This window comes from Cellulomonas sp. P2_B4 (assembly GCF_056404795.1).
The window spans coordinates 100,235-121,322 of sequence record NZ_JBFUDI010000003.1; the positions used below are offsets into that span (position 1 = coordinate 100,235).

The 21,088-nt window shown below is 72.2% G+C and carries 19 protein-coding genes; 13 read left to right on the forward strand and 6 right to left on the reverse strand.

Going from position 1 to position 21,088, the window contains the following annotated elements; all coding sequences use genetic code 11:
- Positions 1–119: 119 nt before the first annotated feature.
- The 3 genes from glgX to treZ are packed head-to-tail and all read left to right on the forward strand — an operon-like array spanning position 120 to position 6,633.
- The gene (gene glgX, locus AC1DZC_RS05440; RefSeq protein WP_477040423.1) at positions 120–2,375 is read left to right on the forward strand and encodes a glycogen debranching protein GlgX; all 2,256 of its coding nucleotides are present in this window, start codon (positions 120–122) and stop codon (positions 2,373–2,375) included.
- The gene (gene treY / locus AC1DZC_RS05445) at positions 2,372–4,882 is read left to right on the forward strand and encodes a malto-oligosyltrehalose synthase (protein ID WP_477042518.1); all 2,511 of its coding nucleotides are present in this window, start codon (positions 2,372–2,374) and stop codon (positions 4,880–4,882) included. The genes glgX and treY overlap by 4 nt, the downstream gene beginning before the upstream one ends.
- 2 nt (positions 4,883–4,884) lie before the next feature.
- Positions 4,885–6,633, forward strand: a complete 1,749-nt coding sequence (gene treZ, locus AC1DZC_RS05450; RefSeq protein ID WP_477042519.1) for a malto-oligosyltrehalose trehalohydrolase — start codon at positions 4,885–4,887, stop codon at positions 6,631–6,633.
- Between the two features lie 134 nt (positions 6,634–6,767).
- Here the strand turns inward: treZ and AC1DZC_RS05455 are convergent, their stop codons facing one another.
- From AC1DZC_RS05455 to zapE, 3 genes are read right to left on the reverse strand one after another with little or no spacing between them, the layout of a single operon-like run.
- The gene (locus AC1DZC_RS05455; RefSeq protein ID WP_477042520.1) at positions 6,768–7,226 is read right to left on the reverse strand and encodes a GatB/YqeY domain-containing protein; all 459 of its coding nucleotides are present in this window, start codon (positions 7,224–7,226) and stop codon (positions 6,768–6,770) included.
- 4 nt (positions 7,227–7,230) lie between these two features.
- Entirely contained in the window at positions 7,231–7,707 is a 477-nt protein-coding gene (locus tag AC1DZC_RS05460) for a MarR family winged helix-turn-helix transcriptional regulator (protein WP_477040427.1), read from the reverse strand.
- 9 nt (positions 7,708–7,716) lie between these two features.
- Positions 7,717–8,745: a cell division protein ZapE gene (gene zapE, locus AC1DZC_RS05465; RefSeq protein ID WP_477042521.1), complete on the reverse strand. Its 1,029-nt coding sequence runs from the start codon at positions 8,743–8,745 to the stop codon at positions 7,717–7,719.
- A gap of 333 nt (positions 8,746–9,078) precedes the next feature.
- Here zapE and AC1DZC_RS05470 point away from each other — a divergent pair, with 333 nt between their 5' ends.
- From AC1DZC_RS05470 to AC1DZC_RS05505, 8 genes are read left to right on the forward strand one after another with little or no spacing between them, the layout of a single operon-like run.
- A complete protein-coding gene (locus tag AC1DZC_RS05470; protein WP_477042522.1) occupies positions 9,079–10,737 on the forward strand; it encodes a nitrite/sulfite reductase in 1,659 nt (552 codons plus the stop codon).
- Entirely contained in the window at positions 10,734–10,892 is a 159-nt protein-coding gene (locus AC1DZC_RS05475) for a hypothetical protein (RefSeq protein WP_197030011.1), read from the forward strand. Before AC1DZC_RS05470 ends, AC1DZC_RS05475 begins: the two co-directional genes overlap by 4 nt.
- Complete coding sequence (locus tag AC1DZC_RS05480; protein WP_477040430.1) at positions 10,889–11,587, forward strand: phosphoadenylyl-sulfate reductase; 699 nt, start codon at positions 10,889–10,891, stop codon at positions 11,585–11,587. Before AC1DZC_RS05475 ends, AC1DZC_RS05480 begins: the two co-directional genes overlap by 4 nt.
- Positions 11,584–12,498 (forward strand): sulfate adenylyltransferase subunit CysD, encoded by a 915-nt coding sequence (cysD, locus tag AC1DZC_RS05485; RefSeq protein WP_477040431.1) that lies wholly within the window; start codon positions 11,584–11,586, stop codon positions 12,496–12,498. Before AC1DZC_RS05480 ends, cysD begins: the two co-directional genes overlap by 4 nt.
- Entirely contained in the window at positions 12,498–13,931 is a 1,434-nt protein-coding gene (locus AC1DZC_RS05490) for a sulfate adenylyltransferase subunit 1 (RefSeq protein ID WP_477042523.1), read from the forward strand. The genes cysD and AC1DZC_RS05490 overlap by 1 nt, the downstream gene beginning before the upstream one ends.
- The gene (cobA, locus tag AC1DZC_RS05495) at positions 13,928–15,115 is read left to right on the forward strand and encodes a uroporphyrinogen-III C-methyltransferase (protein WP_477042524.1); all 1,188 of its coding nucleotides are present in this window, start codon (positions 13,928–13,930) and stop codon (positions 15,113–15,115) included. Before AC1DZC_RS05490 ends, cobA begins: the two co-directional genes overlap by 4 nt.
- 2 nt (positions 15,116–15,117) lie before the next feature.
- The gene (locus AC1DZC_RS05500; protein ID WP_477042525.1) at positions 15,118–15,888 is read left to right on the forward strand and encodes a dihydrofolate reductase family protein; all 771 of its coding nucleotides are present in this window, start codon (positions 15,118–15,120) and stop codon (positions 15,886–15,888) included.
- Complete coding sequence (locus tag AC1DZC_RS05505; protein WP_477039464.1) at positions 15,885–16,370, forward strand: hypothetical protein; 486 nt, start codon at positions 15,885–15,887, stop codon at positions 16,368–16,370. The genes AC1DZC_RS05500 and AC1DZC_RS05505 overlap by 4 nt, the downstream gene beginning before the upstream one ends.
- A 76-nt stretch (positions 16,371–16,446) precedes the next feature.
- Here the strand turns inward: AC1DZC_RS05505 and AC1DZC_RS05510 are convergent, their stop codons facing one another.
- Positions 16,447–17,181: a helix-turn-helix transcriptional regulator gene (locus AC1DZC_RS05510; RefSeq protein WP_477042526.1), complete on the reverse strand. Its 735-nt coding sequence runs from the start codon at positions 17,179–17,181 to the stop codon at positions 16,447–16,449.
- Between the two features lie 203 nt (positions 17,182–17,384).
- Here AC1DZC_RS05510 and AC1DZC_RS05515 point away from each other — a divergent pair, with 203 nt between their 5' ends.
- On the forward strand, positions 17,385–17,600 hold the full coding sequence (locus AC1DZC_RS05515; protein ID WP_477042527.1) for a hypothetical protein: 216 nt from the start codon (positions 17,385–17,387) through the stop codon (positions 17,598–17,600).
- A gap of 3 nt (positions 17,601–17,603) precedes the next feature.
- Here the strand turns inward: AC1DZC_RS05515 and AC1DZC_RS05520 are convergent, their stop codons facing one another.
- Together AC1DZC_RS05520 and gndA are read right to left on the reverse strand one after the other, a co-directional pair.
- Positions 17,604–18,851: a carboxylate--amine ligase gene (locus AC1DZC_RS05520; RefSeq protein ID WP_477042528.1), complete on the reverse strand. Its 1,248-nt coding sequence runs from the start codon at positions 18,849–18,851 to the stop codon at positions 17,604–17,606.
- Entirely contained in the window at positions 18,848–20,302 is a 1,455-nt protein-coding gene (gene gndA, locus AC1DZC_RS05525) for an NADP-dependent phosphogluconate dehydrogenase (protein ID WP_477039468.1), read from the reverse strand. The genes AC1DZC_RS05520 and gndA overlap by 4 nt, the downstream gene beginning before the upstream one ends.
- A gap of 167 nt (positions 20,303–20,469) precedes the next feature.
- On the opposite strand from gndA, the gene AC1DZC_RS05530 reads away from it, so the two are divergent.
- Complete coding sequence (locus AC1DZC_RS05530; protein WP_477039469.1) at positions 20,470–21,054, forward strand: DUF3000 domain-containing protein; 585 nt, start codon at positions 20,470–20,472, stop codon at positions 21,052–21,054.
- Positions 21,055–21,088 lie beyond the last annotated feature (34 nt).

Consider the following 21,088-nt stretch of genomic DNA (forward strand, 5'->3'; position numbering starts at 1 on the left):
GCCAGCCAGCGCACCAGGTCGCCGCCCGATCCGCAATGTCTGCGGGTGTGGTGAAGTCCACCCGTGCTTCCGCTGTGCACCACGCGCCAGAAGACTCCAGGGCTGGCACCCTGGGGCGCATGCAGATGTGGCCTGGACGTCCCTATCCCCTGGGCGCCACCTACGACGGGACCGGGACGAATTTCGCCCTGTTCTCCGAGGTGGCCGAGCGGGTCGAGCTCTGCCTGATCGACGCGGACGGGACCGAGACGCGCGGGGACCTCACGGAGGTCGATGCGTTCGTGTGGCACGGCTACCTGCCGGCGATCTCGCCCGGCCAGCGCTACGGGTTCCGCGTGCACGGGCCGAACGACCCGGCCAAGGGCGACCGGTGCAACCCCAACAAGCTGCTCCTGGACCCGTACGCGAAGGCGATCGACGGTCAGATCGACGGCGACCCTTCGTTGTACTCGTACCAGTTCGACGCGCCCGACGAGCGCAACGACGACGACTCCGCCGGGCACACCATGACGTCCGTGGTGATCAGCCCGTACTTCGACTGGGGCAACGACCGCCCGCCGCAGCACGAGTACCACGAGTCCGTGATCTACGAGGCGCACGTGCGTGGCCTCACGATGCAGCATCCGGCGATCCCCGAGGAGCTGCGCGGAACGTACTCCGGCCTCGCGCACCCCGCGGTCATCGAGCACCTGACCTCGCTGGGCGTGACGGCCGTCGAGCTCATGCCCGTGCACCAGTTCGTCAACGACCCGTCGCTCGTCGAGAAGGGTCTGTCCAACTACTGGGGCTACAACACGATCGGCTTCTTCGCCCCGCACAACGGCTACTCGGCCTTCCCGCAGGCCGGGCAGCAGGTGCAGGAGTTCAAGGCGATGGTCAAGGCGCTGCACCAGGCCGACATCGAGGTGATCCTCGACGTGGTCTACAACCACACGGCCGAGGGCAACCACATGGGCCCGACGCTGAGCTTCCGCGGCATCGACAACGCCAACTACTACCGGCTCGTCGACGACGACCAGGCGCACTACTTCGACACCACGGGCACCGGGAACTCGCTGCTCATGCGCTCGCCGCACGTGCTGCAGCTGATCATGGACTCGCTGCGCTACTGGGTGACCGAGATGCACGTCGACGGGTTCCGGTTCGACCTGGCGGCCACTCTGGCCCGGCAGTTCCACGAGGTCGACCGGCTCTCGGCGTTCTTCGACCTGGTGCACCAGGACCCCGTCGTCTCGCAGGTCAAGCTCATCGCCGAGCCGTGGGACATCGGTGAGGGCGGCTACCAGGTGGGCGGCTTCCCGCCGCTGTGGTCGGAGTGGAACGGGAAGTACCGCGACACCGTGCGCGACTTCTGGCGCGGCGAGCCCTCCACGCTCGGGGAGTTCGCCAGCCGGCTGTCGGGCTCGTCGGACCTGTACGAGCACACCGGCCGCCGCCCGATCGCGAGCGTCAACTTCGTCACCGCGCACGACGGCTTCACGCTGAACGACCTCGTGTCCTACAACGAGAAGCACAACGAGGCGAACGGCGAGGGCAACAACGACGGCGAGAGCCACAATCGGTCGTGGAACTGCGGCGTCGAGGGCCCGACGAAGGACAAGGACGTGCTCGCGCTGCGCGCCCGGCAGCGCCGCAACTTCATCGCCACGCTGCTCCTGTCGCAGGGCATCCCCATGCTCGCGCACGGTGACGAGCTCGGCCGGACCCAGCAGGGCAACAACAACGTCTACTGCCAGGACGGCCCGATCTCCTGGGTCGACTGGGATCTCGACGAGACGCAGAACGCGCTTCTCGAGTTCACGCGGCGCGTCGTGCGGCTCCGTCAGGACCACCCGGTGTTCCGGCGGCGTCGGTTCTTCGCCGGCTCCGCCGAGCACGGCGGGGAGTCGGACCTGCTCGACATCGCGTGGCTCGCGCCGGACGGCCACCACATGCGTGACGAGGCGTGGGGCGCCGACCAGGCTCGCGCCGTGATGGTGTTCCTCAACGGTGACGCGATCGTCGAGCCCGACGATCGCGGCCAGGAGATCGTCGACGACAGCTTCCTGGTGCTGTTCAACGGGCAGCCCGACACGGCCACGTTCACGATCCCCGAGGTCGCCTACGGCCAGACCTGGACCGCCGTCTTCGACACGGACTCCCAGGTCGAGTCGGGGACCACCGTCGAGTCCGGCAAGGACCTGACCCTCGCCCAGAAGTCCGTCGTGGTGCTCACCCGGGCGCCGATGACGCCGACGGCCTCGTCGTCGGGCACGGGGGCGGTGGCGGAGGCGTCTCGCGAGGCCGCCAAGCAGGCCAAGCGGCGCACGGCCTCGGCGGGCGCCACGGACGAGAAGCCGAAGCGACGCACCACCAAGCCGCGCCCGACGGCATGAGCGATCAACGACCGACCCCGACCCGACGGCTCCCCACGGCGGGGCGGCCGGTGCCGGTCTCGACGTACCGCGTGCAGCTCGGCACCGACCTGACCCTGCTCGACGTCGCCGACCGGGTGCCGTACCTGGCGTCGCTGGGCGTCACGCACGTCTACCTCTCGCCGATCCTGCGGGCAGCTCCCGGCTCCACCCACGGGTACGACGTCGTCGACCACGACGAGGTCGCGCCCGAGCTCGGCGGCCTGCCCGCCCTGGAGCACCTGGCCGAGGTGGCCCACGACGCCGGCCTCGGGCTCGTGCTCGACATCGTGCCCAACCACATGGCCGTGCCGACGCCCGTCTGGCACAACCGCGCCCTGTGGTCGGTGCTGGGCGAGGGGCCGGACTCCCCGTACGCCGACTGGTTCGACGTCGACTGGTCGGCGGGCGACGGCGCGGTGCTGATGCCCGTGCTGGGCGACCGGATCGGCGCGGTCCTCGGCCGCGACGAGCTCCAGCTCGACGAGGTCGAGATCCCCGGCGAGGGCACGCGGACGGTCCTGCGCTACTACGACCACGTGTTCCCCGTCCGGCCGGGCACCGAGAGCCTGGCCCTGGCCGAGATGGTCGAGCGCCAGCACTACCGGCTCGCGTACTGGCGGGTGGCCGACGAGGAGCTCAACTACCGACGGTTCTTCGACGTGGGCACGCTGCTCGCCATCCGGGTCGAGGACCCCGCCGTCTTCGACGCCACGCACCGGCTCGTCCTGCGGCTGCTCGCCGACGGCGTGATCGACGGCCTGCGGATCGACCACCCCGACGGGCTCGCCGACCCGGCGGGCTACCTCGCGCGACTGCGCGCCGAGAGCGACGGCGCGTGGGTCGTCGTCGAGAAGATCCTCGAGGGCGAGGAGACGCTGCCCGCCGACTGGGAGACCGCCGGAACGACGGGCTACGAGGCCCTCTGGCGGATCCAGCAGACGTTCGTCGACCCCGGCGGCGCGGCCGTGCTCGACGCGGTCATGCACCGGCTCACGGGCGACACCTCCGACGCGTTCCCGGGGATCGCCGAGCAGGCCAAGCGCGAGATCGTCGACGGTCCGCTGTACGCGGAGGTCTACCGGCTGACGACCCTGGCGGCCGGCATCTGCCACGACGACCTGCGCCTGCGCGACCACACCTGGCGGGCGCTGCAGGACTGCCTGGTCGAGCTGCTCGTCGCGTTCGACCGGTACCGCGCCTACGTCGTGCCCGGCGAGCCGGTGCACCCCGAGTCGCTCGAGGTGCTGCACGCCGCCGCCCGGCACGCGCGCCGACGGCTCTCGCCGGAGCGCGAGTCCACCATGGACGTGCTCGTCGACCTGCTCCTGGGCCGCGAGGTGGGCAGCGCCGGCCAGACCCGCGGCGCCCGTCGCGACGAGCTGATCGTGCGCTTCCAGCAGACCTGCGGGGCCGTCATGGCCAAGGGGGTCGAGGACACCGCGTTCTACCGCTGGACGCACCTCGTGGGCCTCTGCGAGGTGGGCGGGGCGCCCGAGCAGTTCGCGCTGACGCCGACGGACCTCTCGGCGTGGGCGGCGCGGATGCAGGTGGCGTCGCCGCTCGGCATGACGACCCTGTCGACGCACGACACCAAGCGCGGCGAGGACACGCGTTCGCGGCTCGGGGTGCTCAGCGAGCTTCCCCGCGAGTGGTCGCAGCTCGTCGACCGGCTCCGGGCCGCCACGGCCCCGTACCGCAGCGCGCTGCTGGACGGCCGGACCGAGTACCTGCTGTGGCAGACGCTCGCGGGCACGTGGACGGACCACGGCCCGATCGCCGAGGACCGCCTCGTGGAGTACCTGACGAAGGCGATCCGGGAGGCCAAGTCCCGCACCACGTGGACGGCGCCCGACGAGCCCTACGAACGCGCCGTGCTCGACGCCGCGCGCCAGGCCCTGGTCGATCCCACGGTCGCCGCACTGTTCACGGAGTGGGAGGTCCGCACGCGGCCCGCGGTCCGGGCGGCGACCCTCGGCACCAAGCTCGTCCAGCTGACCCTGCCGGGTGTCGCGGACGTCTACCAGGGCACCGAGGTCCCCGACCCCGTGCTCGTCGACCCGGACAACCGCCGGTTCGTCGACGTCGCACCGCTCGCCGCCCGGCTCGTCCGGCTCGACGACGGCGCCGGCCCGCGCGACCTGGCCGACGAGAAGCTGTTGGTCACCTCCCGCGCGCTGCGCCTGCGGCACGACCTGCCCGACGCGTTCGTCGGGCCGACCGCGGGGTTCCGGCCGCTCGCGCACTCGTCCGGGCACTCGCTGACGTACGCCCGGACCGTGGACGGCGTCCCCCAGGTCGCCGTCGTCGCGACCCGGCTCGCGGCGGCCGTCGACCGGCTCGGCGGGTGGGCCGACCACTCGGTCGCGCTGCCCGACGGCGACTGGTTCGACGTCCTGACTGAGCGCGCCGTGAGCGGCGGCGTGGTCGACGTGGCGGGCATCCTGGACCGGCTGCCCGTCGCCCTGCTCGTCCGGGCACAGGGCTGAGGATGCTGCCTCGCGTCTGGGCGCCGAACGTCTCCCGCATCGATCTGGTCGTCGGTGACGAGCACGTGCCGATGGAGCGCGCCGATGCCTGGTGGGAGACCGACCGAGACCTCCCGTCCGGGACGGACTACGCGTTCTCCCTCGACGGCGGCCCGCCCCGACCCGACCCGCGCAGCGCGTGGCAGCCGGCCGGCGTGCACGGTCCGAGCCGCGTGTTCGACACGTCCGCGTTCGACTGGTCCGACGAGTCGTGGGAGGGCGTCGACGTCCGCGGAGCGGTCCTGTACGAGCTGCACGTCGGCACGTTCACGCCCGGGGGCACTCTCGAGTCCGCCGCGGCCGAGCTGCCGTCGCTGGTCGCGCTGGGCGTCGACGTGGTGGAGCTCATGCCGATCGCCCCGTTCGACGGCGACCGCGGCTGGGGCTACGACGGCGTCGGCCTGTACGCGGTGCACGAGGCCTACGGCGGGCCGGCGGCGCTGCAGCGGTTCGTCGACACCGCCCACGGCCTGGGACTGGGCGTGTGCCTCGACGTCGTCTACAACCACCTCGGCCCGTCGGGCGCCTACGTCGGCGAGTTCGGCCCGTACTGGACCGACGCGCACGAGACGCCGTGGGGTGCGGCGATCAACCTCGACCAGCCAGGTTCCGACGAGGTCAGGCGCTGGATCATCGAGAGCGCGCTGCGCTGGTTCTCCGACTTCCACGTCGACGCCCTGCGCCTCGACGCCGTGCACGCCCTGGCCGACGACCGCCCGGTCCACCTGCTCACCCAGCTGTCCAACCGGGTCGCAGCCCTCTCGTCGACCGTCGGGCGACCGCTCTCGCTGGTCGCGGAGACCGACCTGAACGACATCGTCTCGGTCACGCCGACGGCCGACGGCGGGTGGGGCATGACCGCCCAGTGGGCCGACGACGTCCACCACGCGATCCACGCCCTGCTCACCGGCGAACGGCACGGCTACTACGCCGACTTCGGCACGCCGTCAGCGTTGCGCCAGGCGCTGACCAGGGCCTTCGTGCACGACGGCGGCTGGTCGACGTTCCGTGGCCGGACCTGGGGCCGCCCGGTCGCGCCCGAGACCGACGGCCACCGGTTCGTCGTCAGCGTCCAGACCCACGACCAGGTGGGCAACCGCGCGATCGGCGACCGCCCGTCGCGGCAGCACCCCGATCTGGTCCTCGCGGCGTCTGCGGCGCTCCTGATCCTGTCGCCGTTCACCCCGATGCTCTTCATGGGCGAGGAGTGGGGAACCCGCACGCCGTTCCAGTTCTTCACGTCCTACGCCGACCCGTCCCTGGCGGCCGCCGTGCGCGAGGGCCGCACCCGCGAGTTCGGCGGCCACGGCTGGGCCGAGCTCTACGGCGGCGACGTCGAGGTGCCCGACCCGCAGGCACTGTCCACCTTCCGGGCCAGCACCCTCGACCGCGCCGAGCTCGCCGATCCGGCGCACGCCCGGATGCTCGACTGGTACCGCACCCTCCTCGCGCTCCGCCGCTCCGTGCCGGACCTTGCCTCCGGCGACCTCACCGCGACGGACGTGACCTGGGGCGGCGGCTCGGGCGAGGGTCCGTGGGACGGCTGGCTCGTGCTGCGGCGGGGGGCCGCCCACGTCGTCGTCAACCTCTCGGACGGACCCCTGCCCCCGGCCGCCGGGACCGGCGAGGCGCTCGCCGTCGTGGCCGCCTGGACGAACGCGGGGCACGAACCGGTGGTCGGGGCGCCGCGGTCGATCACCGTGCTCGCCTGACGCTCGCGCGCCACCATGAGGGCGTGGGCGTGTCCGGGCTCGACATCTCGCCGGCCATGGTCGCGCGGGCGAGCGAGAAGCTCGGCGACGCGGACGACGACGAGCGGTTCGTGGTCGTCAGCCGCGCCTGACCGCTACCCCGCCAGCGCCGAACGGACCAGCGCGGAGAGCTTCTTGCCGTCGGCGGCGGTGCCCGCTCGGGCCGTCGCCTCCTTCATGACCCCACCCATGTCCTTGATGCTCGTCGCGCCCACGGACGCGATGACGTCGGTCACCAGGGCGGCGAGCTCGTCGTCCGAGAGCCGCGCGGGCAGGTACGTCTCGATCGCGTCGGCCTCGCGCGTCTCCACGTCCGCACGCTCGCCTGCGCCGGCGTCGGTGTAGATCTGCGCGCTCTCGCGCCGCTTCTTGACCTCGCGGGCCAGCACCTTGAGCACGTCGTCCTCGGTGAGCTCCTTGACCTCGGGTCCGGCCTTCTCCTCGGCCCGCACGGCGCCGATGAGCTGGCGCAGGATGCTGGTGCGGTCGGCGTCGCGCGCCTTCATGGAGGTGGTCAGGTCGGCGGTCAGGCGGTCGAGGGTCTCGGAGCTCATGCGGCTATCGTCCCCCGTCCCGCGCCGGGCGCGAAGCGCGGATCCGGTCCTCCCACTCCTCGCGCAGGTCGCACAGGGCCACGAGCCCGGCACGGAGCCCGTCCAGCTGGTCGGCGGTGAGCCGCTCCCGGAGCTGCCCGTCGACCTGCTCGACGCCGCTGCGGACCGCCGCGGCGGCACCGCGCCCGCGGGTCGTGGGGACGACGGTCATCCGGCGGCCGTCCTGCGGGTCCGCGACGCGCTCGAGGTAGCCGCGCACGACGAGCGTGTCGACCAGCTGGCTCGCCGCCTGCTTGGTGACGCCGAGCTCACGCGTGAGCCCCGAGACGCTCCCGCCGTGGTTGACCAGACCGCCGAGCACGAACGGCCCGTTGCGCGGCACGTCGTCGAAGCCACCGGCGACGAGCTCGGCGTGGATGACGTGGCTGTAGGCGCCACGGGCGGCGCGGAGCAGGGCGGGGAGAACGACGTCGTCGGCCATGTGGTCAATCTACTTGACCAGCGCGAGCCCGTCAGCCGCGAGCGAGCCGAGCCGGGACAGCGCCCGGTAGTACTTCTTGCGGTACCCGCCGGCGAGCATGTCGGCGGAGAACAGGTCGCGCTCCCCCGACCCGCCCAGCAGCACCGGGACGTCGCGGTCGTAGAGCCGGTCGACGAGCACGACGAGGCGCAGGGCGACGTCCTGCGTCGGCACGGGTCCCACGGCGGTGAGCCCGACGAGGCCGACGCCGTCGAGCAGCGCGCCGTACCGGGAGGGGTGGACCGTCGCCAGGTGCGCGAGAAGGGCGTCGAAGTCGTCCAGGGTCGCGTCCGGTCGGCCGGCGACCGCGGAACGGACGTCGGCGTCCCGCATCCCGGAGGCATCCGTGACCAGCGAGCGGTGCCGGTAGTCGTCGCCGTCCACGCGCAGCACCTCGAAGCGCGCGGACAGGGCCTGGATCTCGCGCAGGAAGTCGTCGGCGGCGAAGCGCCCCTCCCCGAGCGAGCCGGGCAGCGTGTTGGAGGTGGCGGCGAGCGCCACGCCCCGGTCGGCCAGCTCGCGCAGGAGGCGGGACATCAGGACGGTGTCGCCGGGGTCGTCCAGCTCGAACTCGTCGATGCAGACCAGCCGCCGGGTGGCGAGCGCCTCGACGGTGGGCAGGAAGCCGAGCGCGCCGACGAGGTTCGTGTACTCGACGAACGTGCCGTACGCCGCGTCGCCGACGGCCCGGGCGAGCGACGTCAGCAGATGGGTCTTGCCGACGCCGAACCCGCCGTCGAGGTAGACCGCGGGGGCCGGGGCCTTCTTGCGCCAGCGTCGGCCCCCGCCACCGTCGCGGATCTGCGCGGCGACCTGGGTCAGACGCTCGACCGTGGCCCGCTGCGACGGGTGCGAGGGGTCGGGACGGTAGGTGTCGAAGGACTCGTCGGCAAAGTGTCGGGGCGGGACCATCTCGGCCAGCAGCCGGTCGACGGGGACCTGTGGCCGACGATCGCAGAGCGCGGCAGGTGGCGCATCGACGGCGCGGGACTCTGGCACGAGGAGAGAGCGTACGCGGCTAATCCCGACTCAACTGGACCGCTTTTAGTGGACTGTCGGGCGGTTGTCCATATGTCGGCGAGTGCATCTCAGATACCGGAACGGCCCTCCCGCACAGGGCGGACGTCCGTCATCCTCAGGGGGTGATCATGTCCGGGACGTCCGCCTGTCGGTGCCACTGCGCCGCCGCGGCCCTGGTCATGCGCTGCTGCTGTCCGCGGAGCAACTGACCCCGCCCACGTCCCCCCTCGGGCGCGCGGTCTGTGTCCGATCGCCGCTCCCCCGAGCGCAGGGTGCAGTCGCACGTCCATGTTCACCCGGAGGTAGCGCCCTATGGCGCAGACCAGGATCGCCCCGCCCGCGGCTCGCCCCGAGGGCCAGTGGGCGTTCGACCAGAAAGAACCGCTGAACGGCAACGAGCTGTTCAAGCAGCAGGACGACGCGCTCAACGTCCGCCAGCGGATCGAGGACGTCTACTCCCGCGAGGGCTTCGCCAGCATCGCGCCCGAGGACCTGCGCGGACGTATGCGCTGGTGGGGGCTCTACACGCAGCGCAAGCCCGGCATCGACGGCGGCAAGACCGCGACGCTCGAGCCGCACGAGCTGGACGACGAGTTCTTCATGCTGCGGGTGCGCTGCGACGGCGGCGCGCTGAGCCTGCAGCAGCTGCGCACCATCGCGGACATCTCGGTCGAGTTCGGCCGCGGGACCGCCGATGTCACCGACCGGCAGAACATCCAGCTGCACTGGATCCGCGTCGAGGACGTCCCGGAGATCTGGCGCCGCCTCGAGGCCGTCGGGCTGAGCACCCAGGAGGCCTGCGGCGACTGCCCGCGCGTCGTCCTCGGGTCCCCCGTCGCCGGGGTCGCAGCCGACGAGATCATCGACGGCACCCCCGCCGTGCGCGCGATCGTCGACAACTACATCGGCGACCCGCGGTTCTCCAACCTGCCGCGCAAGTTCAAGACCGCGATCAGCGGCTCTCCGCACCACGACGTCGCGCACGAGATCAACGACGTCGCGTTCGTCGGCGTGGTGCACCCCGAGCTCGGCCCGGGCTTCGACCTCTGGGTCGGCGGCGGCCTGTCCACCAACCCGAAGCTCGGCGTCCGACTCGGCGCGTTCGTCACGCTCGAGCAGATCCCGGATGTGTGGGTCGGCGTCGTCAGCATCTTCCGCGACTACGGCTACCGCCGGCTGCGCACCCGTGCGCGCCTGAAGTTCCTCGTCGCCGACTGGGGGCCCGAGCTGTTCCGGCAGGTGCTGGAGGGTGAGTACCTCGGGTTCGCCCTCGAGGACGGCCCCGAGCCGCCCGCACCGCCGACCGGTCGTCGCGACCACGTCGGGGTGCACCCGCAGAACGACGGCCGCTTCTACGTCGGCATGGCGCCGACCGTCGGCCGCATCTCGGGCGAGCTGCTGCAACAGCTGGCCGACCTCGTCGAGACCGCCGGTTCCGACAAGGTCCGGCTCACGGTCGAGCAGAAGATCGTCGTGCTGGACGTCGCGCCGGCGAAGGTCGACCCGCTCGTCGAGGGGCTGGAGGCGCTCGGCCTCGTCGTGCGCACCGCGAGCACCTTCCGTCGCGGCACGATGGCCTGCACCGGCATCGAGTTCTGCAAGCTGGCCATCGTCGAGACGAAGGCGCGCGCCACGCACCTGATCGGCGAGCTGGAGAACCGGTTGCCCACGTTCGACCAGCCGATCACGATCAACCTCAACGGCTGCCCCAACTCGTGCGCCCGCATCCAGACGGCCGACATCGGCCTGAAGGGCGCGCTGGCGAACGGCGAGGACGGCTACCAGGTCCACCTGGGCGGCGGGCTCGGCCTGACGAGCGGTCTGGGGAAGACCCTGCGCGGCCTGCGCGTTCCTGCCGAGGAGCTGCCGGACTACGTCGAGCGTGTCGCGACGAAGTTCGACGAGCAGCGCACCGAGGGCGAGCTCTTCGCCCAGTGGGTGCAGCGAGCCGACGAGGAGGACCTGCGATGAGCGGAACATCGGGCGAGCGGGCGGTGCCGTACTACTGCCCCTTCTGCGCCAGCGAGGACCTCTGGCCCGCCGGCGAGACGCACGGGCAGTGGGAGTGCCGCTCGTGCACCCGCGCGTTCGCGCTCAAGTTCGTGGGGCTGGTGAGCCGCGCATGAGCACACTCGAGACTGCCTCGCTGCGCGAGCAGGCCGAACAGGCCGGTCGGGACCTCGAGGGTGCCCACCCCGAGGAGATCATCGCCTGGGCGGCCGCCACCTTCGGCGACGACCTTGTCGTCGCGTCGTCGATGGGCGACGAGATCCTCGTCCACATGGCCGCCAAGGCCGCGCCCGGCGTCAACGTGATCTTCCTCGACACGGGCTACCACTTCGCCGAGACCATCGGCACGCGGGACTACTACGCCGAGTTCACGGACATCAAGCTCCGCACCGTCCTGCCGCTGCGCACCGTGCAGGAGCAGGACGCCGAGCACGGCGAGAAGCTGCACGACCGTGACCCGAACCTCTGCTGCGCGATGCGCAAGGTCGAGCCGCTCGAGCGCGGGCTCGCGCCGTACACGGCGTGGGTCACCGGCATGCGCCGCGAGGACGCCCCGACCCGCACCGACATCACCGTCGTGGGCTGGGACGAGAAGCGGGACAAGGTCAAGCTCAACCCCCTGGCCGCCTGGACGCAGGAGCAGGTCGACGCCTACGTGGAGGAGAACCACGTCGTGCTGAACCCGCTGCGCCAGGCCGGCTACACGTCGATCGGCTGCGCCCCCTGCACGCGTGCGGTGGCGCCCGGTGAGGACCCTCGTGCGGGCCGCTGGTCCGGCACGGGCAAGATCGAATGCGGGTTGCACACGTGAGCACTCTCTCCGGACCAAGCACGTTGACGCAGCTGGACGCCCTCGAGTCCGAGGGCATCCACATCATGCGCGAGGTGGCCGGCGAGTTCGAGCGGCCGGTGCTGCTGTTCAGCGGCGGCAAGGACTCGATCGTCATGCTGCACCTGGCGCGGAAGGCGTTCTGGCCGTCGGCCGTGCCGTTCACGCTCATGCACGTGGACACCGGGCACAACTTCCCCGAGGTCATCGAGTACCGCGACCGCGTGGTAGAGCAGTACGGCCTGCGGCTCGTCGTGGCCAGCGTGCAGGACGCCATCGACGACGGCCGCGTGACCGAGCGCCCCGACGGCTCGCGCAACGCGCTCCAGACCGTCCCGCTGCTCGACGGCATCATCGAGAACAAGTTCGACGCGGTCTTCGGCGGCGGTCGTCGCGACGAGGAGAAGGCCCGCGCCAAGGAGCGCGTGTTCTCCCTGCGCGACGAGTTCGGCCAGTGGGACCCGCGCCGGCAGCGCCCTGAGCTGTGGGACCTGTACAACGGCCGGCACAAGGTGGGCGAGCACGTGCGCGTCTTCCCGCTGTCCAACTGGACCGAGCTGGACGTCTGGCGCTACATCGAGCGCGAGGACATCGAGCTGCCGTCGATCTACTACACGCACGAGCGCGAGGTCTTCCTGCGCGACGGCATGTGGATCGCACCCGGCGAGTGGGGCGGCCCGAAGCCGTCCGAGACGCTCGAGACGCGCACGGTCCGCTACCGCACCGTCGGTGACATGAGCTGCACCGGCGCCGTCGAGTCGTATGCCTCCACGGTGCCCGAGGTCATCGCCGAGGTCGCCGCGAGCCGGCTGACCGAGCGCGGCGCCACGCGTGCCGACGACCGCGCCTCCGAGGCCGCGATGGAAGACCGCAAGCGCGAGGGGTACTTCTGATGGGGGCGATCGTAGAGGAGCACGCGCCAGTGACCGAAGAGCTGCCCGAGCACGCGACGCGGGACCTCCTGCGCCTGGCCACGGCCGGATCAGTCGACGACGGCAAGAGCACCCTGATCGGCCGGCTGCTCTACGACACGAAGTCGGTGCTCGCGGACCAGCTGAGCGCGGTCGAGGCAGCAACTGCTGCCCGTGGTGGCGGTCAGGTCGACCTGGCGCTGCTCACCGACGGCCTGCGCGCCGAGCGTGAGCAGGGCATCACGATCGACGTCGCGTACCGCTACTTCTCCACCGCGACCCGCGCGTTCGTGCTGGCCGACACCCCCGGGCACGTCCAGTACACCCGCAACATGGTCACCGGCGCCTCGACAGCCGAGCTCGCGATCGTGCTCGTCGACGCGCGCAAGGGGGTGCTCGAGCAGACCCGTCGGCACGCCACGATCACGGCGCTCCTGCGCGTCCCGCACGTCGTGCTCGCCGTGAACAAGATGGACCTCGTCGACTTCGACGAGGCCACGTTCCGCGCGATCGCGGACGAGTTCACCGCCTACGCGGCGGGTCTCGGCATCGCCGACGTCGTCGCGGTGCCGCTGTCGGCGCTCGCCGGCGACAACGTCGTCGACCGCTCCACGCGGACGCCCTGGTACGACGGCCCGACGCTCTTGGAGCACCTGGAGGGCGTCGAGGTCGGTCGCGACGCACAGTCCGAGGCGTTCCGCTTCCCCGTGCAGGTCGTCATCCGGCCGCGCACGCCCGAGCACCCCGACTACCGCGGGTACGCGGGCCGGGTCGCCTCGGGCGTCGTCTCCGTCGGCGACGAGGTCACCGTCCTGCCGTCGGGCAAGACGAGCGTCGTCGTCGGCATCGACACCTTCGACGGACCGCTGCAGGAGGCGCACGCGCCGCAGTCCGTGACGCTCCGGCTCGCCGACGACGTCGACGTGGCCCGCGGCGACGTGCTCGTGCCCACCGGCTCGGCCGTCACGGTCGGGTCCGACCTGGTCGGGACCGTCTGCTGGCTGGCCGAGAAGCGCAGCGTCCTCGGCGCGCGCCTGCTCGTCCGGATCGGCACGCGCACGGTCCGGGCGCTGCTGCGGGAGGTCAACGCCCGCCTGGACGTCGACACCCTGACGGTCGACCGCTGGGAAGGCGTCGACACCCTGCACGCTGTGGACGCGACCGACACGTCGTCGGACATCCCGCCCCGGGCGCTGTCCCTGAACGCGATCGGCCGGGTCAAGATCCGGCTCGCCGAGCCCGTCGTGCTCGACGACTACGCGACCCACCGCCGGACGGGCGGCTTCCTGCTGGTCGACCCCGCGGACGGCACCACGCTGGCCGCCGGGATGATCGGCGAGACGCTGCTGGACCGGATCGCACCGACGGCCGCTCCACAGGACGATCAGGACTGGCTGGCGGGCGCGGGGATATGACCGGCCGCCACCCCCTGCTCCTCGACCTCGCGGGTCGCCGCGTCGTCGTGGTCGGCGGCGGCCCGGTGACGGCGCGTCGGACCCTTCGCCTGGTCGAGGACGGGGCCGACGTGGTCGTCGTCGCGCCGGCGCTGTGCGAGGACCTGGACGAGCTGCTCGACCGGGTCAGCTGGCGGCAGCGCCAGTACCTGGCCACCGACCTGGACGGCGCCTGGCTCGTGCACACGGCCACGGGCGACCGGGCGGTCGACGACGCCGTCGCGGCGGACGCCGAGGCCGCGCGCCTCTGGTGCGTCCGGGCCGACGACGCCGCCGTGTCGAGCGCCTGGACCCCCGCGGTCGCCCGCTCGGGCGATGTCACCGTGGCGGTCGGCGCCGGCGGCGACCCCCGCCGCGCGACGGCCCTGCGCAACGCGATCTCGCTGCTGCTCGACACCGGCGGCCTCCCGCTGCGCCGGCGCCGGCCGACCGCGGGGAGCGTCGTGCTCGTCGGCGGCGGCCCTGGCGACCCCGGCCTGATCACCACGCGCGGTCGGCGCGCGCTCGCGGAGGCCGACGTCGTGGTCGTCGACCGGCTGGCTCCCCGCGCCCTGCTCGCCGAGCTGGACCCGTCGGTCGAGGTCATCGAGGCCGGCAAGTCGCCGCACGCCCACACGCTCACGCAGACGGAGATCAACGCTGTGCTCGTCGAGCGCGCGCGGGCGGGCAACCGCGTCGTGCGCCTCAAGGGCGGCGACCCGTTCGTGCTCGGCCGGGGCGGCGAGGAGGTGCTGGCCTGCATCGCCGCGGGTGTGCCCGTCGAGGTCGTCCCCGGCGTCACCAGCGCGCTCGCCGTTCCGGCCGCCGCGGGCATCCCCGTCACGCACCGCGGGATGTCCCGCCAGCTGACCATCCTGTCGGCCCACGACACGGCCCCGGACTGGGCCACGCTCGCCCGTCTGGAGGGCACGCTCGTGCTGCTCATGGGTGTCGCGCAGCTGGGCTCCCACACCCGAGAGCTGCTCGCGAACGGCAAGGACCCCGGCACGCCCGTGGCGATCGTCGAGAACGGCACCCTGGCCTCGCAGCGCACCACCGTCGGCACGCTCGCCGACATCGCGACGCTCGCGCGTGACCGCGGTGTCGGCAACCCGGCCGTGGTCGTCGTCGGCGACGTCGCGGCCCTCGCGGACGTCCTCGGCTGACGATGCCCGACCTGCCGGCGCTGGACGTCCTGCTGCCCCTCGGTGGGCGGCGTCTGGAGCCGCGTCCCGGCGAGCCCGAGCTGTTCGCGCTCTTCGGCGACTCCCCCGGCGTCCGCGCCAACATGGTGAGCACCGTCGACGGCGCCGCCTCGGGAGCCGACGGACGCAGCGGCTCGATCAACGGCCCCGCCGACTGGCGCGTGTTCCGGGTGCTGCGTGCGCTCGCGGACGTGGTCCTGGTCGGCGCCGGGACCGTCCGGGCGGAGGGCTACAGCGCGCCGACCGTGCCCGCCGACCTCGCCGAGGCACGCGCGGCGCGCGGCCTGCCCGCCGACCTCGAGCTCGCCGTGGTCTCGACCTCCGGCGACCTGCCCGACGCCCTGCTCGACGGCGCCCGGCCGCCGCTCGTGCTCACCGTCGCCGACAACCCGGCCCTCGGCGGGCTGCGCTCCCGGATCGGCGACGACCGCGTCCTCGTCACGGGTCCCGGGCACCGCGTCGAGGCGCGGGACGCCGTCGCCGCCCTCTCCGCCCGAGGCCTGACGCACGTCCTGGCCGAGGGCGGTCCGTCCCTGCTGGCCGACCTGGTCGAGGCGGACGCGGTCGACGAGGTGTGCCTGACCTGGAGCCCGCAGCTGGTCGGCGGACCTGCCGGTCGCATCCTCGGCCAGCCGTCGTGGTTCTCCCCCGCCCGCCCGCTGCACCTGGCGCACCTGCTCCACGCGGACGGCGTGCTGCTGGGGCGCTGGCAGGTGACTAGGCTCGGCGCGTGACCGACACGATCATCGTCCTCACGGAGGACACCCTCTCCAGCTCCGACGTCGACAAGCTCATCGCGCTGCACGCGGACGAGACCTACGCGTACCGCGTCCTCGTCCCGGCGGACTCCGACCAGCCGCTCGTCTCGACGATCATCGACAACCTCAGCATGGGCGAGCTGCGCGAGGCGTGGAACCGCGCCCGCGGCAAGGAGCCGTCGAAGCCCGAGGCCAAGGCGACCGCCGACGAGCAGCTCGCCGGCAGCATCTCGGCGTTCGAGGCCGCCGGCCGCGTGGCCACCGGCTCCGTCGTCGACGACGACCCGCTCCCCGCCCTCAAGTCCGCCGTCGCCGATGGTGACGTCGCAGAGATCGCCGTCGTCACGTACCCGCACGCCGTCGAGGACACGTTCCACCGCGACTGGGCGTCCCGCGCCCGCGACGAGCTCCAGGTCCCGGTCCTGCACCTCTACGCGGGAACCAGCGAGCTCGGCTGACCTTCGCCGCCGGGACCAGCGAGACCGTCGGCGGTCGTGGATCCCCGCCGGGGCCCGCGATGGTCCGAGGATCTCGTCACCGTGTGCGTGGACGAAAGACCGTCGGCGCGTGGGGCAGGGCGAGCGACGCCGCAACGGCGGCGCTGTGCACCCCCATCCGCTCGCGGACGTGTTCCAGGTGCTTGTGCACCGTCGAGACGGCGACGAACAGGCGCGCGGCGATCTCTGCGTGACTGAGCCCGGATCCGACCAACGCGAGCACCTCCCACTCGCGGGGGGTCAGCTCGGGCACACCGGCCCGGCGGCGTTCGGCGTCGAGCCAGATCTCCTGCACGTGCGGGCGCAGCAGTGCGGCCACCTGGCGATCCCGCTCGTCGAAGCCGGGCCACTCACGCCGGCAGAAGAGGATGCGGCGAACGATGCCGGCCGGGGCCGGCAGCGACACCAGCATGTGAGTCTGGATGTCGTCCCCGAACTTCTGCCGCCGCGCCTCGTTCTTGTCCTTGGTGGAGATGAAGTCGGTGGTGATGACGACGCTGGTGAGGTCGCCCGTGCGTTGGGGGTAGCTGCACATCGGGTCGGCCCACCACCCGCTGAACCAGCCATCGGGCGCGTCGAACACCGTCTGGTCCGAGGACCAGTGCCCGTCTTCGCCGGCAACCTGCTCGCGATCCCAGCGCCCCTGGTCGGGTGCGTAGACCGTGTAGCCGATGTCCGTGTCGCGATCGAGCAGCCCACGCAGCCCGTCGAGCAGCGCCCACGGGACGTCGGGGCCCGGCTCGTCGTGGTACGCGTCGGCGATCAGGCGCACGAGGGCGTCGCCGTCCCCTGCGTGCAGGTGACCTATCGGATCCATCGCGGTCCCCTCCCGCTGGTCCCTGGTTCGACGGTAGACCGCGACGCGTGAGTCGGAAATACGTCCGAGTGCGAATGTCCGCACCGATCTGCGACGGGCAGCGTTGACGGCAGCGGACCGGACCCTGGAGCCGATCCCGAGCCGGCGGGGAGACGACCATGACGACGTGGGAGCGTGCGACGACAGCGACCGGCGCGATGATCGCGCTCGCCTGCATGGCGCTCGGCGGAGCGGGCACGTCCGAGGACCGACGGCCCGCTCGGTCGACCGACGCGACCGTGTCGGCCGCCTGCACACCCGTGCAGACCCCTGCCGGCACGGCGAGCGGGGTCGGTACTGCGCCCCACGCGCCGGGCACCATGCGCGCCGTATGACGGTCAGAAGCCCGTCGACGTGACCTCGGGGTACCAACGGCGGAACTTGCGGACCTGGTTGACCAGCGCCATCGCCACGTACAGGCGCCGGCGCGGGGACTGGTCGCGGGCGTAGCGCAGCGGGTGGGCGACGGCCTTGGCCCGCATCAGCCGCCGGACCCGGGCATTCAGGGCCGGATCCTTCACGTACCGCAGGAGGAGCCGGTGCGGGACGACGGAGTAGAGGATCTCGCGCTCGACGACGACCGGCTCCACCGCGATGCCGTCGACCTGGTCCTCCACGACGAACCGCATGGGGTTGGCACCGGCCGCGGTCACGTAGTAGTTGTTCCGGCCGATGCGCGGGTTGACCTCGAAGAACCGGAACTTCCCGGAGCGCGGGTCCACCTTGACGTCGAAGTTGGCGAAGCCCCGGTAGCCCGTCGACGCCAGGAACGTGCGGGCCTGGTCGAGCATCTCGTCGTCGCGCGTGGTGATCATCGCCGCGGGGTTCCCCAGCCCGGACGGCGTGTGCTCCTCGAGCAGCACGTGCGCCGAGCAGAGCAGTGTGATCTCGCCACGGCTGTCGACGTACGCGGTGATGGAGCGCATCTGCGTGTCGTCGCCCGGGACGAGCTCCTGGACGACGAAGCGCCCCTGGAAGCCCGCGTCCCGCAGCGCCTGCCAGAGCCACGACAGCTCGTGCGGGGTCGCGATCTCGAAGACCTTCTTCTTGCCCTCGAACTCGACGTCCTGGTAGTCCGCGCTGCTGGCCGCCTTGGCGATCAGCGGGTAGTCCAGGTCGACCGGCGCAGCCGCCCAGGGTCCCGAGAAGTCCTGCACGATCGTCCGCGGCACCGAGATGCCGAGGTCCGTGCAGATCTGGGCGAACGTGGCCTTGTCCGAGATCTTGTCGAGCAGGTCCTCGGACAGGAACGGCACCACGTAGTGCTGCTCGAGCACCCCGCGGTGCTGCACGACGACCCGCACCAGCCAGTCCGAGTTCGCCATGAGCAGGAGCTTGTCGTCCGGATGGGCCTGGGCGACCTCGAGCAGCCGGTCGACCAGCTGCTGCGGGTCGTGGCCGTCGGCGACGATCTCGTGCCGCACGATCCGCGAGTGGGCCACCGGACCCAGGGCCGCACCGGCGACGACGACCGACGTGACGCCGTAGGCCTCGTGGAACGAGCGGGCCAGGGCGTACACGCCGATGTCGGCGCCGAGGATGACGGGCTGCAGAGGGCCGGTTCTCGAGGTGAGCGCCTCGCTCACGCGGGCTGCTCGGTGCGGTCGCCGGTCCAGAGCGTGTGGAACGTGCCGTCCTTGTCCGTGCGGCGGTACGTGTGCGCGCCGAAGAAGTCGCGCTGCGCCTGGATCAGAGCGGCAGGCAGGTGCTTGGCCCGGACACCGTCGTAGTACGCGAGCGACGACGAGAACGCGGGCGTGGGAACACCGGCCAGCGCCGCGCCGGAGACGACACGGCGCCACGCCGCGAGACCGTTGCCGACCGCGCCGGTGAAGTACTCGTCGGCGAGCAGCAGCGGCAGGTGCGCGTCGCGCTCGTACGCCTCGGTGATGCGGTTGAGGAAGCGCGCGCGGATGATGCAGCCACCCCGCCAGATGCGGGCCATCGCGCCGCGGTCGACGTCCCAGCCGAACTCGTCGCTGGCGGCGGCGATCTGGTCGAAGCCCTGCGAGTAGGCGACGACCTTCGAGGCGTACAGGGCGAGCCGGACGTCCTCGATGAAGGCGTCGCGGTCGGTGATGGCGAACGGCGTCGCGTCGGCCGGCAGGGCTGCCGCACCGGCGGTGCGCTGCGGGACGGAGCCGGACAGGGCGCGGGCGAACGTCGCCTCCGCGATGCCGGTGATCGGCACGCCGAGGTCGAGCGCGTTCTGCACGGTCCAGCGTCCCGTGCCCTTCTGCTCGGCCTGGTCGAGCACGATGTCGACGAACGCGCTGCCGGTCTCCGCGTCCACGTGCGCGAGCACGTCGGCGGTGATCTCGATGAGGAACGACTCGAGGTCTCCCGTGTTCCACTCGGCGAAGATCTGGCCGATCTCCGCCGCCGAGGCACCCAGCCCCTGGCGCAGCAGGTCGTACGCCTCCGCGATGAGCTGCATGTCGGCGTACTCGATGCCGTTGTGCACCATCTTCACGAAGTGGCCGGCACCGTCCGGGCCGATGTAGGTGCAGCACGGCACGCCGTCGACCTTGGCGGAGATCTTCTCGAGGATCGGGCCGAGGGACTCGTAGGACTCCTTGGTCCCGCCGGGCATGATCGACGGGCCGAGCAGGGCACCCTCCTCGCCGCCGGACACGCCGGAGCCGACGAAGTGCAGGCCCTTCTCACGCAGCGCCGCCTCGCGACGGATCGTGTCGGGGAAGTGCGCGTTCCCGGCGTCGACGACGATGTCGCCCTCCTCCAGGAAGGGCACCAGCTCGTCGATGACCGCGTCCGTGGGGCCGCCGGCCTTCACCATGATGATGATCTTGCGGGGCTTGGCCAGCGACGCGACGAAGTCTTCGACCGACTCGGACGGGACGAAGTCGCCGTCGTCACCGTGGTCCGCGACGAGCGACTCCGTCTTGGCGTACGACCGGTTGTGGATCGCGACCGTGTACCCGTTGCGGGCGAAGTTGCGGGCCAGGTTGCGGCCCATCACGGCCAACCCCGTGACGCCGATCTGCGCGGTTCCGGTGGCGGTTCCTGAGGCGACCATGCGGGAGAGCTCCTTCGAGACGTCGGGGCGTCGTCCGCCTTCCGGCCGCAGGCCGGCGGGGACGGGTCCGGGGTGCTGGGTGCGCGCGTCAGCCTAGTCCGCAGCGGCGTACGACGAAGCGGCGTGCCGGACCGTAAGACGCCGCCGCCGTGCGTACGCTCCACACCGTGACCCCCGCCGGCCCAGACGACGTCCCCGTCGAGTTCGTCAGCGCTCTGCGCTCGCTGCGCCAGGTGACCGTCCGGCCCGAGGTGATCCTCGACGAGGTGCCGGGACCGGCACGCATCGCACCCTTCTCGGCTGCGCTCACGGCGGAGGTCCGCACGGCACGCCGCTCGGTCGCCGCCGCCGAGCTCGCGTCGGGGCGCTTCGTCGTCCTGTTCGACCCCGCCGGCCAGGAGGCGTGGGAGGGCAACTTCCGCCTCGTGACCCTGGTCCGGGCGACGCTCGAGGCAGAGGTGGGCGCCGACCCCCTGCTCGCCGAGGTGGCCTGGAGCTGGTTCGTGGAGTCGCTGCGGGAGTCCGGGCTCGACCCGCACGCCGCCGGGGGGACCGTGACGCGCGTCCTCTCCCAGAGCTTCGGTGCCCTGGACCGCAGGTCCGAGCAGACCGAGCTGGAGATCCGGGCGTCCTGGACCGCAGCCGACGAGAACCTCGCCCCGCACCTGACCGCCTGGGCCACGCTGCTGTGCACCGCGGCCGGCCTGGAGCCGCTGCCCGACGGGGTCGTGGCGCTCGGACCGCGTCGCTGAGCCTCAAGTCGGCCGTCGAGGCTGCCGATGACAC

Excerpts from the sequence above, each read along its gene's own strand:
- glgX (WP_477040423.1), top strand. The coding sequence starts at position 120 with ATGCAGATGTGGCCTGGACGTCCCTATCCCCTGGGCGCCACCTACGAC.
- treY (WP_477042518.1), top strand. The coding sequence starts at position 2,372 with ATGAGCGATCAACGACCGACCCCGACCCGACGGCTCCCCACGGCGGGG.
- treZ (WP_477042519.1), top strand. The coding sequence starts at position 4,885 with ATGCTGCCTCGCGTCTGGGCGCCGAACGTCTCCCGCATCGATCTGGTC.
- AC1DZC_RS05455 (WP_477042520.1), bottom strand. The coding sequence starts at position 7,226 with ATGAGCTCCGAGACCCTCGACCGCCTGACCGCCGACCTGACCACCTCC.
- AC1DZC_RS05460 (WP_477040427.1), bottom strand. The coding sequence starts at position 7,707 with ATGGCCGACGACGTCGTTCTCCCCGCCCTGCTCCGCGCCGCCCGTGGC.
- AC1DZC_RS05470 (WP_477042522.1), top strand. The coding sequence starts at position 9,079 with ATGGCGCAGACCAGGATCGCCCCGCCCGCGGCTCGCCCCGAGGGCCAG.
- AC1DZC_RS05475 (WP_197030011.1), top strand. The coding sequence starts at position 10,734 with ATGAGCGGAACATCGGGCGAGCGGGCGGTGCCGTACTACTGCCCCTTC.
- AC1DZC_RS05480 (WP_477040430.1), top strand. The coding sequence starts at position 10,889 with ATGAGCACACTCGAGACTGCCTCGCTGCGCGAGCAGGCCGAACAGGCC.
- AC1DZC_RS05490 (WP_477042523.1), top strand. The coding sequence starts at position 12,498 with ATGGGGGCGATCGTAGAGGAGCACGCGCCAGTGACCGAAGAGCTGCCC.
- cobA (WP_477042524.1), top strand. The coding sequence starts at position 13,928 with ATGACCGGCCGCCACCCCCTGCTCCTCGACCTCGCGGGTCGCCGCGTC.
- AC1DZC_RS05500 (WP_477042525.1), top strand. The coding sequence starts at position 15,118 with ATGCCCGACCTGCCGGCGCTGGACGTCCTGCTGCCCCTCGGTGGGCGG.
- AC1DZC_RS05515 (WP_477042527.1), top strand. The coding sequence starts at position 17,385 with ATGACGACGTGGGAGCGTGCGACGACAGCGACCGGCGCGATGATCGCG.
- gndA (WP_477039468.1), bottom strand. The coding sequence starts at position 20,302 with ATGGTCGCCTCAGGAACCGCCACCGGAACCGCGCAGATCGGCGTCACG.